The sequence below is a fragment of the Streptomyces luomodiensis genome, from assembly GCF_031679605.1.
Classification (GTDB): domain Bacteria; phylum Actinomycetota; class Actinomycetes; order Streptomycetales; family Streptomycetaceae; genus Streptomyces; species Streptomyces luomodiensis.
Window position 1 is genome coordinate 2,268,299 of record NZ_CP117522.1, and the last position, 18,465, is coordinate 2,286,763.

At 70.3% G+C, this 18,465-nt stretch carries 16 protein-coding genes; 4 read left to right on the forward strand and 12 right to left on the reverse strand.

Going from position 1 to position 18,465, the window contains the following annotated elements:
- Positions 1–52: 52 nt before the first annotated feature.
- From PS467_RS09635 to PS467_RS09645, 3 genes are all read right to left on the reverse strand, one after another.
- Positions 53–790, reverse strand: coding sequence for a helical backbone metal receptor (locus PS467_RS09635; protein WP_311034917.1), 738 nt, complete (start codon positions 788–790; stop codon positions 53–55).
- Positions 791–907: 117 nt separating this feature from the next.
- Entirely contained in the window at positions 908–3,526 is a 2,619-nt protein-coding gene (locus PS467_RS09640) for an ABC transporter permease/substrate binding protein (protein ID WP_311034918.1), read from the reverse strand.
- A complete protein-coding gene (locus tag PS467_RS09645) occupies positions 3,519–4,667 on the reverse strand; it encodes a quaternary amine ABC transporter ATP-binding protein (RefSeq protein ID WP_311034919.1) in 1,149 nt (382 codons plus the stop codon). Before PS467_RS09645 ends, PS467_RS09640 begins: the two co-directional genes overlap by 8 nt.
- Before the next feature lie 233 nt (positions 4,668–4,900).
- Here PS467_RS09645 and PS467_RS09650 point away from each other — a divergent pair, with 233 nt between their 5' ends.
- The 4 genes from PS467_RS09650 (at position 4,901) to PS467_RS09665 (ending at position 9,935) form a co-directional block, all read left to right on the forward strand.
- Positions 4,901–5,812 carry a 5'-3' exonuclease gene (locus PS467_RS09650; protein ID WP_432280729.1) on the forward strand — a complete coding sequence of 304 codons (912 nt, stop codon included), beginning with the start codon at positions 4,901–4,903 and terminating at the stop codon, positions 5,810–5,812.
- Positions 5,813–5,859: 47 nt separating this feature from the next.
- Positions 5,860–6,747, forward strand: coding sequence for a siderophore-interacting protein (locus PS467_RS09655; RefSeq protein WP_311034921.1), 888 nt, complete (start codon positions 5,860–5,862; stop codon positions 6,745–6,747).
- 470 nt (positions 6,748–7,217) lie between these two features.
- A complete protein-coding gene (locus PS467_RS09660) occupies positions 7,218–8,009 on the forward strand; it encodes a choice-of-anchor Z repeating domain-containing protein (protein WP_311034922.1) in 792 nt (263 codons plus the stop codon).
- Between the two features lie 156 nt (positions 8,010–8,165).
- Positions 8,166–9,935, forward strand: a complete 1,770-nt coding sequence (locus tag PS467_RS09665) for a beta strand repeat-containing protein (protein ID WP_311034923.1) — start codon at positions 8,166–8,168, stop codon at positions 9,933–9,935.
- Between the two features lie 49 nt (positions 9,936–9,984).
- Here the strand turns inward: PS467_RS09665 and PS467_RS09670 are convergent, their stop codons facing one another.
- From PS467_RS09670 to PS467_RS09710, 9 genes are all read right to left on the reverse strand, one after another.
- A complete protein-coding gene (locus tag PS467_RS09670; RefSeq protein ID WP_311034924.1) occupies positions 9,985–12,807 on the reverse strand; it encodes a DEAD/DEAH box helicase in 2,823 nt (940 codons plus the stop codon).
- Positions 12,808–12,919: 112 nt separating this feature from the next.
- Positions 12,920–13,882 carry a twin-arginine translocase subunit TatC gene (gene tatC / locus PS467_RS09675; protein WP_311034925.1) on the reverse strand — a complete coding sequence of 321 codons (963 nt, stop codon included), beginning with the start codon at positions 13,880–13,882 and terminating at the stop codon, positions 12,920–12,922.
- Positions 13,883–13,943: 61 nt separating this feature from the next.
- Positions 13,944–14,231 (reverse strand): Sec-independent protein translocase subunit TatA, encoded by a 288-nt coding sequence (gene tatA, locus PS467_RS09680; RefSeq protein ID WP_268971032.1) that lies wholly within the window; start codon positions 14,229–14,231, stop codon positions 13,944–13,946.
- A 273-nt stretch (positions 14,232–14,504) separates the two neighbouring features.
- On the reverse strand, positions 14,505–14,708 hold the full coding sequence (locus PS467_RS09685; RefSeq protein ID WP_311034926.1) for a hypothetical protein: 204 nt from the start codon (positions 14,706–14,708) through the stop codon (positions 14,505–14,507).
- A 10-nt stretch (positions 14,709–14,718) separates the two neighbouring features.
- Entirely contained in the window at positions 14,719–14,961 is a 243-nt protein-coding gene (locus PS467_RS09690) for a hypothetical protein (RefSeq protein WP_268971034.1), read from the reverse strand.
- A 13-nt stretch (positions 14,962–14,974) separates the two neighbouring features.
- Positions 14,975–15,934, reverse strand: coding sequence for a helix-turn-helix transcriptional regulator (locus tag PS467_RS09695; protein ID WP_268971035.1), 960 nt, complete (start codon positions 15,932–15,934; stop codon positions 14,975–14,977).
- 20 nt (positions 15,935–15,954) lie between these two features.
- On the reverse strand, positions 15,955–16,920 hold the full coding sequence (locus tag PS467_RS09700) for a helix-turn-helix transcriptional regulator (protein ID WP_268971036.1): 966 nt from the start codon (positions 16,918–16,920) through the stop codon (positions 15,955–15,957).
- 114 nt (positions 16,921–17,034) lie between these two features.
- Positions 17,035–17,409, reverse strand: a complete 375-nt coding sequence (locus PS467_RS09705) for an FKBP-type peptidyl-prolyl cis-trans isomerase (RefSeq protein WP_268971037.1) — start codon at positions 17,407–17,409, stop codon at positions 17,035–17,037.
- Positions 17,410–17,448: 39 nt separating this feature from the next.
- Positions 17,449–18,444, reverse strand: coding sequence for an FKBP-type peptidyl-prolyl cis-trans isomerase (locus PS467_RS09710; RefSeq protein WP_311034927.1), 996 nt, complete (start codon positions 18,442–18,444; stop codon positions 17,449–17,451).
- Positions 18,445–18,465: the final 21 nt, after the last annotated feature.

Here is an 18,465-nt window from a genome sequence, read left to right on the forward strand (position 1 = left end):
TTGATGGAGCACCCCGCCGGGGCCGCTGGTGACGGCGTGCGGCCGTCGCACCTCACCGCGCCGCCGACAGCGCGGCCGTCAGGACGGCGGGGGCCTCGGCCAGCGAAGGGCCGTACCAGGTGAGGTGGCGGCCGCTGACCAGGGCCGCCGGGAGGCCGGGGAACGCCTCGGGGCCGTCGTCGGCGGTGAAGCGGTACGGCTCGTCGGGCAGCACCACCAGATCCGCGTCCCGCGCCGTCAGCTCCTGGATCGGGACGCGGGGGTAACGCTCGGGATGCGCGCTGTAGAGGTGCCGGACACCCAGCCGGGCCAGGACGTCACCGGCGAAGGTGTCCCGGCCCAGCACCATCCACGGCCGCCGCCACACCGGTACGACCGCGTGTCGCGCCGGGCCCGGGGCCCGTACGTCCGCCCAGGCGGCCTCGGCCGCGTCCAGCCAGCCGGGCCGGTCCAGTCCGCAGCCGCGCACCAGGACCCGGGCCAGCTCGGAGAACGCCTGCTCCAGCGTGCGCACTTCGGTCACCAGGACCTCGAGACCCGCGGCGCGCAGCGCGGCCAGGTCGGACGGGCGGTTCTCCTCCTCGTTGGCGATCACGAGGTCCGGTGCGAGGGCGGCGATCCGGGCGGTGTCGGGGTTCTTGGTGCCGCCGATCCGCTCCGCGGCCAGGTCGGGCGGATGGGTGCACCAGTCGGTCACCCCGGTCAGCAGCTCGGGTGCGGTGGCGGCGACGGCCTCGGTGAGCGAGGGCACGAGGGACACCACGCGCCGTACGGGGGTGCGGGGGCTCATCGCTCCACCGTACGGCGCCGCGGCCCGGAGCGGGTGCTCCGGGCCGCGGCGCCGTACGTACGTGGTGGTGCGGTGGGTCAGGACACCACCGGGTGGATCAGGACACCACCGGGTGGGTCAGGACGCCACCGGCGCCATCTTGTCGACGATGCCGGGGTGGGCGTCCATCCACTTCTGGACACCCTTCTCCTCATTGCCCTTACCGGCCTCCTGGACGGCCTGTTCCAGACTCGCCAGCTCCTGGTTGGTCATGTGCCACTTCTTCAGCCACCCGTAGAACTCCGGGTACTTCTTCGGGAAGGACTTGTGGCCGAGCGAACGGATCTCGTTGTTGGCCCCGAACGCCTTCTTCGGGTCGGCGAGCCTGGTGATCTGGTACTTGCTGTACGCCCAGTGCGGGGTCCACAGGACAACCGCGACCGGCTCGTGCTTGGCGTACGAGCGCTCCAGCTGCGCGAGCATGGCCGGCGAGGAGCCGTCGCTGACCTTGTACTCCTTGTCCAGGCCGTACGCCGGCAGCACCTTGTTCTTGAGCATCTTCATCTGACCGGTGCCCGGTTCGATGCCGATGATCCTCCCCTTGAAGGTGGACCCCTTGCCCTTCAGATCCGCCAGGGATTTCACGTCCTTGACATAGGACGGCACGGCGATATCGAGAGAGGTTTTGTCGTACCAGGGACCGATATCGACCAGATTCTCCTTGTACTTGTCCCAGTACTGTTTCTGGCCGACCGGCAGCCAGGCGTCGAATTCCACGTCGACCTGCCCGCTGCTCATCCCGGTGAACATGGAGCCGACGTCGTACTGCTTGATCGACGGCTTGTAGCCGCGCCGCTCCAGGACGTTCTTCCACAGGTAGGTGGTGGCGACGTCCTCGTCCCAGGGGAAGTAGCCGATCTGGGGCGCGGCTCCGGCGTCCTTGCCCTTCTGCTCGGCGCCGGGCACCGGGGCGAGCTTGTTGAGCATGCCGGGGTTCTTCTTGAGCCAGGCGCGCACGCCCTCCTGCTCCTTGCCCTTACCGGCGTCCTGGATCGCGGACTCCAGGCTGGTGAGCTGCTCCTCGGTCAGCTTGAAGTTCTTCATCCACTGGGCGACCTGCGGGTTCTCCTTGGAGAAGCCCTTGCGCGCGATGGTGTCGATGTGGTCGCCCTTGCCGAAGGCGCCCTTGGTGTCCTCCAGCTTGGTGAGCTTGTACTTGTCGTACGCCCAGTGCGGGGACCACAGGGTGACCGCGATCGGCTCCTGCTTGGCGTAGGAGCGGTCCAGCTGGGAGAGCATGGCCGCGGTGGAGCCCTTGACCAGGGTGAAGTTCTTGTCCAGGCCGTAGGCCGGCATGACCTTGTCCTGCATCAGCTTCATCTCACCGGCGCCGGGCTCGATGCCGATGATCTTCCCCTTGAAGGTGGACGACTTCTTCTCGAGGTCGTCCAGGGTCTTCACGCCCTTGACGTACGAGGGCACCGCGACCTCCAGGGAGGTGGGGCCGTACCAGGAGCCGAGGTTCTCCAGCTTGCTCTTGTACTTGGACCAGTACGCGGCGTGGGTGGCCGGCAGCCAGCCGTCGGTCTGCAGGTCGATGTTGCCGGCGGCCATACCGGTCCACAGCGCGCCGACGTCGTAGGACTGCACCTTCGGCTTGAAGCCGCGCTGCTCCAGGAGCTCCTTCCACAGGAAGGTGGAGGCGACGCCCTCGTCCCAGTTGATGTAGCCGAGGTTGACCGACTGGCCCTTGCCGACGTTGGCGGAGACCTTGGCGCCGTCCTCGTCGCCGGAGAAGATCTGCATCCCGCCGGCGACCAGCGCCAGGACGACGACGCCGACCATGGCGACGGAGGTCGCGGGGCGCCAGCGCAGCACCTTGAGGCCGCTGACCGCCCTGGCCTGCTCCTTGGCCAGCGCACGGCGGGCCAGCGGGGAGACGCGCTGATTGAGCGCGCTGGTCATCCGGTCCAGGTACATGGCCAGGATGACCACCGCGATACCGCCCTCGAAGCCCATGGCGACGTCGACGGAGCTGATCGCCTGGAAGACGGTGGAGCCCAGGCCCTCGGCGCCGACCATGCCGGCGATGACGACCATGGACAGCGCCAGCATGATCACCTGGTTGACGCCCGCCATGATGGTGGGCAGGGCCAGCGGCAGCTGGACGCGCAGCAGGGTGCGGCGCGGATGGGTGCCGAAGGCGTCGGCCGCCTCGACCAGCTCCGCATCCACCTGGCGGATGCCCAGTTCCGTCATGCGGACGCCCGGGGGCATCGAGAAGATGACGGTGGCGACGACGCCGGGGACCACCCCGAGGCCGAAGAAGAAGATGCCGGGGATCAGGTAGACGAAGGCGGGCATCGTCTGCATGAAGTCCAGCACCGGGCGGATCACGGCGCTCACCGCGCGGTTGCGCGAGGCCCAGATGCCCAGCGGCACCGCGAGCACGATGGTGATCACACCGGCGACCAGCACCAGTGCGAGCGTGTTCATCGCCTCGCCCCACAACTCGATCGAGTCGATGACCGCGAATCCCACGAAGGCGAGCACGGCGGGCAGCAGCCCGCGCAGCCACCAGGCGAGCAGCGCGAGGATGCCCGCGAGCAGCAGCGGCTCGGGGGCGCTGAGCACGCTGTTCACCGCGTCGTACATGCCCTGGACGACGGTGGAGATGAAGTCGAAGAGCCAGCTCAGATTGTCTCGGAGCCAGTTGACGCCGGAGTTGATCCAGTCGCCGAGCTGAAGCCTAGGCACCGGTGATCACCTTCTTCGCGGCCTGGGGCACGTCCGGCCCGCCGCCACCCGGTGGCATCACCCCGTCGGGTCCGGGGTCCGGATCGCCGAGGACGGCGAGCAGCCGGGCGCGGGTGACCACGCCCACGAGCCCGCCGTCGTCGCCCGTGACGGCGACCGCGACGCCACTGCGCGAGCAGGGCCCGAACAGCTCGATGATCGGGGTGTCCGTGGTGACGGTGGCGGGGGCGGCCGCCAGCACGTCCTGCTCGGTACGGAGCGCGGTGCCGTCGTCGGTCTCGGTGCCCAGCGCCTCACTCGGCTCGGCCATGATCGCGCCGGCGGTGAGCACCCGGCTGCGGTCGACGTCCTGGGTGAAGGAGGCGACGTAGTCGTTGGCCGGGGTGACCAGGATGTCCTCGGCGGTGCCTATCTGGACGATCCGGCCGTCGCGCATCACGGCGATGTGGTCGCCGAGCCGCATGGCCTCGTTCAGATCGTGGGTGATGAAGACGATGGTTTTCTTGAGCCGCTTCTGCAGCTGGAGCAGCTGGTCCTGCATATCGCGGCGGATCAGCGGGTCGAGGGCGCTGAAGGACTCGTCCATCAGCAGCAGATCGGCGTCGGTGGCCAGCGCGCGGGCGAGGCCGACGCGCTGCTGCATACCGCCGGAGAGCTCATCGGGCCAGGACTTCTCCCAGCCCGCCAGGCCCACCAGCTCCAGCGCCTCGGTGGCGCGCCGGACGCGCTCCTCGCGGGGCACGCCCTGCACCTCGAGGCCGTACGCGGCGTTCTCCAGCACGCTGCGGTGCGGGAAGAGGGCGAAGTGCTGGAAGACCATGCTGATCTTGTGGGAGCGCACCTGGCGCAGATCCCTGGGGCTGAGTGCGGTCAGGTCGTCGTCGTCGAAGAGGACGCGTCCCGCGGTCGGCTCCAGCAGCCCGTTCAGCATGCGCAGCAGGGTGGACTTACCGGATCCGGACAGGCCCATGACGACGAAGATCTGCCCCTCGTCAACGGCGAAGGAGGCATCGATGACCGCTGCTGTCGTACCGTTCGCGCGAAGCTCGTCGCGGTCCGCGCCGCCCTCGAGCTTCGACACCGCCTCGTCAGATCTTCTGCCGAATACCTTGTACAGGCCCTCGGCTCGCAGTTTGGCCACGTGTACCTCTCAAATCGCACCAAAAAACGACCCGCCACCCCCGCCGGCGGGTCGTGGAGCGGTGCGGTATCCGACCGCGGGCCGCCGCAATAGTTGAATTACTGAACGGGTCCGCTCCGGACGCGCGCCTGCCCCGATCGTTGTGGCGCAAACTAAAGAGTGACCCAGTTCACATTATCGCTTTATTGCCGTCAGTGGGGTAAGGCATGATCGGGGACGTGACGCGACGCCTGATGCTCCTCGACACCGCCTCCCTCTACTTCCGGGCCTACTTCGGTGTGCCGGATTCGGTCCGGGCCCCCGACGGCACCCCGGTGAACGCCGTGCGCGGGCTGCTCGACTTCATCGCCCGGCTGGTCCAGGACCACCGCCCGGACGACCTGGTGGCCTGCATGGACTTCGACTGGCGCCCGGCCTGGCGGGTCGAGCTGATCCCCACGTACAAGGCCCACCGGGTCGCCGAGGAGGCCCCGGCGGGGGCGGGGGTGGACGTGGAGGAGGTGCCGGATACGCTCTCCCCGCAGGTCCCGGTGATCGACGAGGTGCTCGACGCGGTCGGCATCGCCCGGGTGGGCGCCGCGGGCTACGAGGCCGACGATGTGATCGGCACGCTCACCGGACGGGCGGCCGGTCCGGTCGACATCGTCACCGGCGACCGCGACCTGTTCCAGCTGGTGGACGACGAGCGCGGGGCGCGGGTGCTCTACCCCGTCAAGGGCGTGGGCACCCTGCTCCTGGTCGACGAGTCCTACGTGCGCGAGAAGTACGGGGTGGCCGGCTCGGGGTACGCGGATCTGGCGCTGCTGCGCGGCGACCCCAGCGACGGACTGCCGGGCGTGCCCGGGATCGGCGAGAAGACCGCCGCCAAGCTGCTGGCCGCCCATGGCGATCTGGCCGGGATCATGGCCGCCGTCGACGATCCCACCGCCAAGCTGACCCCCACCCAGCGCAAGCGGCTGGCCGAGGCGCGGGCGTATGTCGAGGTCGCCCCGAGGGTGGTGCGGGTCGCCCCGGACGTGGCCCTGCCGGCCTTCGACCCGGCGCTCCCGCGGTCCCCGCGCGACCCCGCGGCCGTGGCGGCGCTGGCGGAGCGCTGGGGCTTGGGCGGATCTTTGCGCAGGCTTCTTTCCACTCTCGAGGGATGAGCTGTTAGGTTAGGTAACCCTAACTCTTTTTGATCAGGGAGGCCGCCATGGCAGACCGTCCGGCCCGCAGGACGCGCACGCCGCACCGCGCACAGGTGGTGCGCACCGACCGGCTCACCCCGCATATGGTGCGGGTCGTCCTGGGCGGCGACGGCCTCGCCGAGTTCCACGCGGGCGAGTGGACCGACCACTACATCAAGCTGCTCTTCCCGTCCGGGGGCGCCACCTACCCCGAGCCGTTCGACCTGGAGAAGATCCGCGCCGACTTCCCCCGCGACCAGTGGCCGGTCACCCGTACGTACACGGTACGGGCCTGGGATCCGGCGGCCCGCGAGCTGACCGTGGACTTCGTGACCCACGGCGACCAGGGGCTCGCCGGACCGTGGGCCGCCCGGGTCCAGCCGGGCGAGGAGATCTACTTCATGGGGCCGGGCGGCGCCTACGCCCCCAGCGCCGAGGCCGACTGGCATCTGCTCGCGGGCGACGAGAGCGCACTGCCCGCCATCGCCACCGCGCTGGAGCGGCTCACCGCCACCGCGCCCGGTACGGACGGCGCGGCCCAGCCGCCGGTGCACGTCTTCATCGAGGTCGCGGACGAGAAGGACGAGCTGAAGCTCACCGTGCCGGACGGAGCCGAGGTGAGCTGGCTGCACCGGGGCGGCGCACCGGTCGGCGAGGCGCTGGTGGCGGCCGTCCAGGGGCTGGAGTTCCCGGCCGGCCAGGTGCACGCCTTCGTCCACGGCGAGGCGGGCTTCGTGAAGGAGATCCGCCGCCATCTGCGCGTCGAGCGGCAGATCCCGCGCGAGTGGCTGTCCATCTCCGGCTACTGGCGGCGCGGCCATGACGAGGACGGCTGGCAGGCGTCGAAGCGGGAGTGGAACCGGCAGGTCGAGGCCGAGCAGGAGGGGGCGGGCTCCGACGAGGCCGCGGCGTAGCACACCGCACCGGCGCTGACGCGTACGACGGGCGGGTGGACGGCTGATGCCGTCCACCCGCCCTTTTGCGTCCCCACGCACCCACGCACCCACTGGGCCGCGCACCCACCCGCGCACTCGCACGCTCGCGCGTTCGCGGTCCCGAGGAGCGCACAACGGTAGGTATTACGGCGCCCAGAGTTTTTAACCCTACTTACACATAAACGCCTCGATGCACCAATTGCACCTGTCGCATCCTTCACCCGATCGCTTAAATCGGTGACAGCGAGATTGACGGCGCCCCGTGCTCTGGCGCCGAGTCGCTTCCCATCGAACGACCCGCCCCCAGGTGCCGGCCCCGAGGCAACGGGTCTTTCACGCGCCCTTCCCCGCCCCGCCGGGGCCTCCCACGCGGTCGCGGGCCGCCTCAGCCATTGGCTCGCCGCCCGTGCGCATCCCCGGCGGACCGGTACGACCGAAGGAGAACGATCATGGCAACCATCACTTCGCTGGTGGATACGACGACCACCACCAACCAGGGCAAGCCCGGGGACACCGTCCAGATCAACGGCACCGCCATGGCCACCACGACGAGGGTCAACTTCGGTTCGGCGGCGGTCACCCCGGCGTCCGTCACCGCCACCCAGGTCACCTTCGTCGTGCCCAATTCGGCGCCGTGCTCCGGCCAGGTCTCGGTCAGCGTCACCAGCAGCGCCGGCGCCACCAGCAACGCCCTGCCGTTCTTCGTCATCGCCTCGCCGACGACCACGGCGCTGAGCGTCAGCTGCGTCCCGGCCGCCACCGGTGGCGCGGTGACACTGTTCGGCACCAACTTCCTGACCGGAACACAAGTCGGGGTCGGCACCGTCGGCAATGTGGCGGTCACCCCCACCCAGTCCACCCAGGTCGCCTTCACCGCACCGGCCAACCCGGGCCAGGTCGGCACGGTGTCGACCCAACCGGTGACCATCACCACCGCCGGCGGGACCAGCCCATCGGGCACCACTCTGATCGACTACTACCTCGCCCCCGCCATCACCACGGTGGCGCCCACGACCGGCTCGGCGGGAGACCCCATCACCATCACCGGAACCGGCTTCGTGAACGTCGCGAACGTCACCTTCACCGACAGCGCGGCCGCCACCGCCACCGCGGTCTTCACGCCCATCAGTGACACCCAGCTCGTCGCCACCGTGCCCGCCGGACTCGCCCTCGGCGCCGGGACCATCACGGTCGCCACCTGCGGCGGCACCTCCAACGCCGTGGCCTTCACCGTGACCTGACCGTCCGGGACGACCGGGCACCGACGGTACGCACGACCACCGAGTCGCCGCCGTCCGCGTCGCGTGGCGCGGACGGCGGCGGCGCCCCGCGCCCTGGCCGACGATCGCCGGCCGGGGCGCGGCCGTCCCAGGCGGTACGAGAAGGAGAAGAGCATCATGGCCCCCGTAGTGACCAGCATCAGTCCCACCCAAGGTGCTCCAGCAGGGGGCACCTTCGTCACCCTCACCGGCTCCGGTTTCACCGGCGCCACCGCGGTCAGGTTCGGTCCCAATCTGGCCACCGACGTGGTGGTCGTGAGCGCCGCGCAGATCACGGCCAGGACGCCCGCGGGGACCGGCACGGTGAAGGTCACGGTCACCGGGCCGACGGGGACCAGCACCCAGAACGTGTTCTTCACCTATACGACAGTGGCGGCACCGGTCCTCACCTCGCTCAGCCCGACCTCGGGCCCCACCGCGGGGGGCAACACGGTCACCCTCACCGGCACCAACCTGGCCGGGGCGACCCAAGTCCTCTTCGGCCCCAACCCCGCCACCATCCTCACCAACACCGCCACCACCATCACCGCCACCGCACCCGCCGGGCCACCATCCTCAGTCAACGTCACCGTCACCACCCCCAGCGGCACCAGCAACCCCCTCCCCTACACCTACACCCCCACCCCCACACCCACCCTCACCACCCTCAACCCCACCTCAGGCCCCACCACCGGCGGAAACACCGTCACCCTCACCGGCACCAACCTCACCGCCGCCACCCAAGTCCTCTTCGGCCCCAACCCCGCCACCATCCTCACCAACACCGCCACCACCATCACCGCCACCGCACCCGCCGGGCCACCATCCTCAGTCAACGTCACCGTCACCACCCCCAGCGGCACCAGCAACCCCCTCCCCTACACCTACACCCCCACCCCCACACCCACCCTCACCACCCTCAACCCCACCTCAGGCCCCACCACCGGCGGAAACACCGTCACCCTCACCGGCACCAACCTCACCGCCGCCACTCAAGTCCTCTTCGGCCCCAACCCCGCCACCATCCTCACCAACACCGCCACCACCATCACCGCCACCGCACCCGCCGGGCCACCATCCTCAGTCAACGTCACCGTCACCACCCCCAGCGGCACCAGCAACCCCCTCCCCTACACCTACACCCCCACCCCCACACCCACCCTCACCACCCTCAACCCCACCTCAGGCCCCACCACCGGCGGAAACACCGTCACCCTCACCGGCACCAACCTGGCCGGTGCCACCTCGGTGACGTTCGGGCTGAACCCGGCGACGATCCTCACCAACACCGCCACCCAAATCACCGTCACCGCGCCCGCCGGGCCACCGTCCTCGGTCAATGTCACGGTCACCACGGCCGGCGGCACCAGCAATCCGCTGCCGTACTTCTACATCACCGCCCCAACCGTCAGCGATCTGTCGCCCCATTTCGGCCCGGCCGCCGGGGCCAACACCGTCACCGTCTTCGGCAGCAATCTGACCCTCACCAGCGCGGTGAGCTTCGGGGCGAATCAGGCCACCGCCATCACCGTGGTCTCCGACAGCCAGCTGACCGCGACCGCGCCGGCCGGGTCCGGCACGGTCGTCGTCACCGTCACCACCCCGGGCGGCACCAGCACGGCGGCCACCGGGAATCCGTACTACACCTATCTCGGGGCACCCATCCTGACCAGCCTCAATCCCGCCCATGGCTCGGAGGTCGGGGGCGACTCCATCGTGCTGGTCGGCAGCAATCTCACCTACACCGACGCGGTGACCTTCGGCGGAGTCCCGGCCTCGTTCTCGGCGATCTCCGACACCCAGGTCGTCGCGACCTCCCCGCCCGGGGCGCCCGGCACGGTGAACGTGGTGGCCCACACCCCGGCCGGGAACAGCAACGCCCTGCCCTACGTCTACGACCCCGCCTGATGGGCGGGACCGCCCGTCAGCCGGTCCCGCCCGTCAGCCCGTCAGCCCGTCAGCCGACCGAGGAGTACGCCACGACCCCGCGCAGCAGCCCGTCCACCGCACGGCGGGCGTTGCGTGCCACCGTGCCCTCCGGGGCCGCCGCGGCGATCTGGCCGAGCACATCGATCAGTTGCTTGGTCCAGCGCACGAAGTCACCGGCGGGCATGTCGATTTCCCGCAGCACCTCATCGAGCCCGTGTCCGGAAGCCCAGCGGTAGGCGGCCCAGGCGAACCCCAGATCCGGCTCACGCTGGCCGACGCCCTCCGTCTGGTTGATCCGGTGATCCTCCTCCAGGGCGTCCAGCCGCCCCCAGATGCGGACCATCTCGCCGAGCGCGTCCTTGGCCCGGCCGGCGGGCAGCTTGGGCGGCAGCGCGTCATCGGCCGACCGCGCCTCGTAGACGAGCGCGGAGGCACAGGCCGCGAGCTCCGCGGGGGCCAGCCCCTCCCAGACGCTCTCCCGCAGGCACTCGCTGGCCAGCAGGTCCAGCTCGCCGTACAGCCGCGCCAGCCGCTTGCCCTCGTCCGTGACCTCGTCGCCGCGCAGATAGTCCAGCTCGGTCAGCAGGGAGCAGATCCGGTCGAAGGTGCGGGCGATGGTGTTCGTACGGCCCTCGATGCGCCGCTCCAGCTGCCGGGTGTCGCGCAGCAGCCGGTGGTAGCGCTCGCCCCAGCGGGCGTGGTCCTCGCGGTCGGCACAGCCGTGGCAGGGGTGGGCGCGGATGGCCCGGCGCAGCCGGCTGATCTCGGCGTCGTCGGCCGCGGGCGAGCGCTCCTTGCGGTGGCGCCGCACCTCGTGGTGACCGGCCTTGGTGCGCAGCGCGGAGGCCAGGTCGCGGCGGGACTGCGGGCTGCGCGGATTGAACGACTTGGGGATGCGCATCCGGTCCAGCGGCTCGACCGGGACCGGGAAGTCGATCGCCGCCAGCCGCTTGACCTGCCGCTCGGCGGTGAGCACCAGGGGCCGCGGCCCGTCGTGGTACTCCATGCCGCGGTGGCCGCCCACCCGCCCGGCGGACAGCCCGGGGTCCAGCACCAGCGCGAGGCCGGCGAACTTGCCGGTGGGCACATGGATGACATCGCCGGGGCGGAGCTTCTCCAGGGCGACCGCGGCGGCCGCGCGCCGCTGGGCCGCGCCCTGCCGGGCCAGCTCGGTCTCGCGGTCCTTGAGCTCGCGGCGCAGCCGCGCGTACTCGTCGAAGTCGCCGAGATGGCAGGTCATGGATTCGCGGTAGCCGGCCAGCCCCTCCTCGTTGCGCTGCACCTGCCGGGAGATCCCGACGACCGCCTTGTCGGCCTGGAACTGCGCGAAGGAGGTTTCCAGCAGCTCGCGCGAGCGGTGCCGGCCGAACTGGGAGACGAGGTTGACCGCCATGTTGTACGACGGTTTGAAGGAGGAGCGCAGCGGATACGTCCGGGTGCCGGCCAGCCCGGCGAGCGCGGCGGGGTCCATGGCGCGCTGCCACAACACCACCGCATGGCCCTCGACATCGATACCGCGCCGCCCGGCCCGGCCGGTCAACTGGGTGTACTCACCGGGGGTGATGTCGACGTGCTGCTCGCCGTTCCACTTGACGAGCTTCTCCAACACCACCGAGCGGGCGGGCATGTTGATGCCGAGCGCGAGGGTCTCGGTGGCGAACACCGCCTTGACCAGGCCGCGGACGAAGAGCTCCTCGACGACTTCCTTGAAGGTGGGGAGCATTCCGGCGTGGTGGGCCGCGATGCCCCGCTCCAGGCCCTCCAGGAATTCGAAGTACCCCAGCACATGGAGGTCTTCGTCGGGGATGCCGGCCGTGCGCTCCTCGACGAGGGCCCGCACCTGGCGGCGCGCCGCCTCGTCGTTGAGCCGCAGCCCCGCGTGGAGACACTGCTGGACGGCGGCTTCGCAGCCGGCCCGGCTGAAGATGAAGGTGATGGCCGGAAGCAGCCCCTCGGCGTCGAGCCGGTCGATGACCTCGGGCCGGCCGGGGGTCCAGATCCGGCTGCGCTGACGGCGCTCGCGCTCCCGGTCGGCCTCCCGCATGGTGCGGCCGCGGCGCTTGTCGCGGCCGAAGCTGGGGCGGCTGTTCTCCATCCGGGCCAGCCGGACCAGATCGGGGTTGACCTCGCGGCGTCCGCCCTGGTCGCCGTCGCGGCCGCTCTTCTCCTCGAACAGGTCGTACATCCGGCGCCCGGCGAGGACGTGCTGCCACAGCGGCACCGGGCGGTGCTCGGAGACGATGACCTCGGTGTCGCCGCGGACGGTGTCGAGCCAGTCGCCGAACTCCTCGGCATTGGAGACGGTCGCGGAGAGTGACACCAGCGTCACCGACTCGGGGAGGTGGATGATGACCTCCTCCCAGACGGCGCCGCGGAACCGGTCGGAGAGGTAGTGGACCTCGTCCATCACGACATGGCCGAGGCCGAGCAGTGACTGGGAGCCGGCATAGAGCATGTTCCGCAGCACCTCGGTGGTCATGACGACCACCGGGGCATCGGAATTGACGCTGTTGTCCCCGGTGAGCAGGCCGACCCGGTCGGCGCCGTAGCGCTTCACCAGGTCGGTGTACTTCTGGTTGGACAGCGCCTTGATGGGCGTGGTGTAGAAGCACTTGCGGCCCTGGGTCAGCGCCAGGTGGACGGCGAACTCGCCCACGATGGTCTTGCCGGAGCCGGTGGGAGCGGCCACCAGCACGCCCTTGCCGGCCTCCAGGGCCTTGCACGCCTCGATCTGGAAGGGATCCAGCTCGAAGTCGTACATCTCGCGGAAGGGGGCCAGCGCGGTGGCCTGCTCGGCGGCCCGGACGCGGGACGCCGCATAGCGCTCGGCGGGAGATAGCTCGTCGGTCATCGTATCTACGAGCCTACCGGCCACCTCCGACAGCGCACGCGATCTTTATCGGGGCTTTGTTCGGGCCACCGGGCCGCCCACCGGGTGGGCGGCCGGGCACGGCCAGGTTCGGCTAGGTGATGTCGTCGTAGCCGTTACGCCGGGCGTTACCCGAGTCGTCCCCATCGGTGAGCTCCGGCGCGGCGCCGGGCGCGCCGATGGCCTCGGGCGTGAGGTCCAGCTCGGACGCCTCGTCGTCGCTCAGGCCGAAGTCGGGGTCGGCGGCCCTGCGGCGTGCCTTGCGCCGGTCGTTGACCAGGGCGACGGCGACGGCCCCGAAGTAGAGCACGACGACCGGTCCGGCCAGGGCGAACATGCCGATCGGGTCGGTGCTGGGGGTGGCGACGGCACCGAAGACCGTGATGCCCATGATCATGGCGCGCCACCAGCCGAGCATCCGGCGTCCGGTGAGGATGCCGGTGAAGTTCAGCAGGATCAGCAGCAGGGGGAGCTCGAAGGCGAGCCCGAAGACGACGACCATGCGGGCGAGCAGGTCGAGGAAGTCGTCCAGCGGGAGGAGGTTGTTGGCCCCCTCCGGGGTGAAGCCGATGAGGACCTTGGCGCTGGTCGGGAGGATCATGTACGCGAAGTAGGCGCCACCGACGAACAGCGGTACGCCCAGGCCCACGAAGAACAGGCCGTACTTCTTCTCGTTGCGGTGCAGTCCGGGGGCGAGGAAGGCCCACAGCTGGTACAGCCAGACCGGGGTGGCCACCACCAGACCGGTCGTGAAGGAGACCTTCAGCATGATCGTGAACGGCGACAGCAGACCGTTCACGGTGAAGTAGGCGCAGTCGTGGCCGTCGCCGCCCTTTTGCGAGAGGTCGGAGAGCGAGACCCCACCACAGCCGACGGAGTCCAGCACCGGCTGCATCAGGAACTTCGCGATGTCCATGTAGTAGAACATCGCGACGATCGTGACCACGCAGATCGCCAGGACCGATTTGAGCAACCGGTTGCGCAGCTCACGCAGGTGCTCGGACAGGGGCATCCGCCCCTCGGGGTCCTTCTCCTTCTTGCGGGCAGACTTGAGCACCCACGTCCTCATCTCGTGCGTCCAGTGGCGGCCGTCCGTGCCGCCTTCACGTGGCCCTGGGTCAGCGCTTGGTGGTGTCGCTCGGCTCCGACACCGGGCGCGAGCTGGTCACGTCGCCGGGCGCGGCCTGGATCGTGCGGTGGGTGGCGTCGTCCTGACCGGGGTTGGGCGGGTCGGCCGGCGCGCTCTGCTGCTGGCTGTCCGACTTCATCGCCTTCGCCTCGCTCTTGAGGATACGGGCCGACTTGCCCAGTGAGCGGGCCATGTCCGGAAGCTTCTTCGCACCGAACAGCAGCACGACGACGACAAGGATGAGGATGATCTCGGGAGCGCCGAGCCTTCCGAACATAAGCGTCTACCTTCTCACCGAGGCGGCTGGGGGTGGGGCTGCCCGACCGGTCGGACAGGTGTCCGGCAGCCGTGCTGTCAGCGATCGTAGCGCGCGGGGGTGAACCGGAGGCAATCCCCGTGCGGACTCCGGGTTGCGGCCCTCCGCCTCGCTGCCAGGGCCACGAACTGTCAGCGTACCCCCCTTGGCTGTGACTCAGCAGAGTGCCCGTCGGCCGCCGTCCGACCGGAGAATCGGCCACGGACCGTGACCGCCGCCGACGCGGAGTGGCCCCTACCGCCGGCGCAGACCGTCGACGTGGGCCCCCAGCGGAGCCGAGGCCCGCTCCAGGTCCTCGGCGGCCCGGGTGATCCGCTGCGAGCTGTCCGAGACCTGTCGGGCCAGCCTGCGGACCTCGGCGTAGACCCGCACCGAGAGCACGGCGAGAACGGCGATTCCGCAGAAGGCGAGGGCGAGGGCGAGCATCGGCCAGAGCATGCGCCAGAGCCTAGACCGTGGAGTGCAGGCGCAGCGTACGCACCCCGCCGCCGGTGAGCAGCTCCACGATCCGCTCCCCCGCCGGCTTGCGCACCGCGGTTCCGCAGTCGGGGCAGGTGAAGGAGTAGAAGGTGGTGCGGTCGCTGGCCCCGATCGCCAGCCGCAGCGCGCCCGCGGCCAGCTCGAACCGGCCACGGCACTCCGGACAGGCTGCCTTGAACACCACCGAAGCGGCGCTCCCCCGTGCGGTCACTGCGTGTGTCCTTTCACTCACCGTACGCCGCGAGCGCCTGTCGCGCCGCGTCCCGGGCACTGTCCGCGAGCCCCTGCGGCGAGACGATCCGGCCGTCCCGGCCCAGCCGCAGGGCCAGCCGCCGCAGCGAGCCGGGGTCGGGCGCGCGCAGCGTGATCCTCAGACCGCCGTCGGGCAGCTCCTCCGCGCTGTCGTGCGGGTAGTACTCGGCGACCCAGCGCCCGCCGGGGCCGACCTCGACGACCACCTCGGGGTCCTCGGCACCGGTCTGCACCAGCCCGGTGGCCAGGTCCGACAGATCGCGCAGCTCGATCGGCGGCGGATCGGACGCCTCGTCGAGCAGCTTGATCTCGGCCACCCGGTCGAGCCGGAAGGTCCGCCGCGCCTCCGAGAGGCGGCACCAGGCCTCCATATAGGTGCGGCCGACGGCGAACAGCCGGATCGGGTCGACCTCGCGCTCGGTGATCTCGTCACGCGCGGGCGAGTAGTAGCGCAGCCACAGCCTGCGACGCTCGGAGATGGCGCGGTCGACCTCGGCGAAGACACCGCCCTCCGACTCGAAGATCACCGAGAGCCGGGAGCTGGCGCCCGCCGCCTCGCCCGCCGCGGCCTCCAGCTTGGCGGTGGCCCGCAGCAGCGCGTCCCGGTCGCTCTCACGCAGCCCGGGGAGGGTCGCGACGGCGCGGGCGGCGACCAGCAGCGCGGTGGCCTCGTCGGCGGCCAGCCGCAGCGGTTCCGCGACGTCATCGGGGTTGTGCCACCAGATCCGGTCACCGTCGGTGTCGATGTCCAGCAGATCGCCGCCGCGGAAGCTGGTGCCGCACAGCGGCAGCACATCGAGGTCGGCGATCAGCTCGTCCTCGCTGATGCCGAAGGCCCGTGCGACATCGGCGACGCGGGCGCCGGGGCGCTCGCGCAGATAGGTGACCAGGGAGAGCATCCGGCGGGTCTGGTCAATCGCGTTTCCGGCCATGGTGAAGTCGCTCCGTCCCCTCAGTCCTTGGCGACCGCGCGCAGCCGGTCCACGACATCCGCCCGCAGCTCGTCGGGCGCCAGTACGACCACGTCCGGGCCGAACTCCACGAGCCAGGCGTCCAGACCGTGCCCGTAGGGGATCTCCAGCTCGTCCCAGCCGTCGCCGGCCGCCCGGGTGGACAGCGCCTTCGCCCGCAGCGGATAGCCGTGGCCGGAACGCAGCCTGATCCGGGCGGTGCCGGTGGCGGTCTCGCCCGCCCAGGTCTCCACGGTCTCCCGGACGGTGACGTGATCGGGCACCTCGGCGGTGAACGAGCCGGACCGCAGCCGGACCCGGCTGGTGATCCGGGAGAGCCGGAAGACCCGCTCGGCGGCGCGCTCACGGTCCCATCCGGCGAGGTACCAGTGACCGCGCCAGCACTCCAGGGTCCAGGGCTCGACCTGCCGCTGCTCGGGGCGCGCGGCGTTGGCCTTGCGGTAGTCGAAGACGACGGGGCGGCGGTCGCGGCAGGCGAGCATCAGCGGCTCGAAGGCGCTCTCATGGACCGGGATGCGCGGCTCCAGCGCGCCGTGTCCGGGTGTGTCGTACGGGTCCTCGGCGACCGGCATCCCGGCGGCGCGCAGCTTCTGGAGCGCGCCGCTGGCGGCGCCCGCGAGCCGGGCCTGCTGCCAGACCTTGGCGGCGAGGCCGAGCGCGGCGGCCTCCTCGGCGTCGAGGGTGATCGGCGGGAGGCGGTTGCTGTCCCGGCGGGCGAGATAGCCGATCTCGCCGTCGATGCCCTCCACTGTCTCGATGACCAGGCCGAGTTCGCGCAGATCGTCCTTGTCGCGCTCGAACATGCGATTGAACGCCTCGTCGTTGGCCGCGTCGGCCTGGAGGTACGCCTCTATGGAGCCCCGCAACTCCCGTTTGGTCAGCGGACGCCGCGTTCCCAGCAGGCACAGGGCCAGATTCATCAGCCGCTCGGCCTTGGCAATCGCCATCGACGCCCTTTCTACGTGACCTTACGCACGTGACCGTACCGCTACCGGGACGCACGGCAAAAGCCGAGGGCCCCTGCCCGGCGGCAGGAGCCCTCGGCGCGGCGAGCGCCGGTCTCAGACGGAGACCAGGTCGCAGACGAAGATCAGGGTCTCGCCCGGCTTGATCCGGCCGCCACCGGCGCCCTGGTCCCCGTAGGCGAGGTGCGGGGGAATGATCAGCTGCCGGCGGCCGCCGACCTTCATGCCCTGGAGGCCCTGGTCCCAGCCGCTGATGACCTGGCCCACACCGAGCTGGATCCGCAGCGGGGTGCCACGGTTGTAGCTCGCGTCGAACTCCTCACCGGTGCTGAAGGCGACGCCCACATAGTGGACGGCGATGTTGTCGCCGGCCTTCGCCGCGGGGCCGTCGCCCTCCCAGATGTCCTTGATCTCCAGCTCGGCCGGCGGCTCGCCGCCCGGGAAGTCGACCTCGGGCTTCTCGATGCTCACGAAATAGCTCCTTGTGATGTTGTGGGCAACCCGCACAGGCTACAGAACCGCCAGGATGTCCACGGAGAAGACCAGCGTGGAGTTGGCGGGGATGCCCTTCTGGGCCGCCTTGCCGTAGCCCAGGTCCGGGGGTACGACGATCATGACCCGGCTGCCCACCTTCTTGCCGGTCAGCCCCTGCGACCAGCCCTTGACCACCTGCTGTAGCGAGAACTGGGCGAGCTCACCGCGCTTGTAGGTGGAGTCGAACTCCTTGCCGCCGTCCCACAGCACGCCCCTGTACTGGACGAGCAGGGCGTCGGTCTTCTTGACCTCCTTGCCGTCGCCCTCGATGACGTACTCGGAGACGAGCTTCTTGGGCGCGGACTTCTTGGGGACGGTGATGGTGGGCGCCTTGCCGTCGGTGTTGGTCGACACCTTGGGCAGGTCGGGGTCGGTCTGCTCCACCTTGCTGCCCTTGGCCGAGCTCTTGGCGTCGTAGGCGTTCACGATGTCGATGACGAAGACCAGCGTGTCGGTGCCCTTGATACCGGCCTGCGGCTGGCCCTGCTTGCCGTAGGCGTACGCGGGCGGGACGGCCAGCTCCAGCCGGCTGCCCACGTTCCGGCCCAGCAGTCCCTGGTCCCAGCCCGGGAGGACCTGGCCCTGGCCTACGGGGAAGGCGGCGGTCTTCTTCTTGTCGAAGGTGTTGTCGATGGCCTTCCCGGTGTCCCAGATCTGCGCCAGATAGTTGATCTGGAGCCAGTCGCCCTTGACCGTCTTCCGGCCGTCTCCCTGGCTGATCGTCTTGACCGCCAGATGGCTCGACGGCTCACCCGTGCCCTTGGCGACCTTCGGCTTCTCACCGAACTTCTTACCGGCGGTAATGGGCGGCACCGGTCCGGAGACGATCTTGCCGCTGGGGGCCGGTGAGGGACTCTGGCTGGTCGGCTCCTGGGACGGGCTGCTCTTGTCGGACCCTGATTTTTCGTCACCGCAGCCCGCGAGCGTGAGCAGGCCCGCGGGTACGGCAAGGAGTACGGAGCGTCGGCGCACGGAGTCCTCGTTAGGTAGATC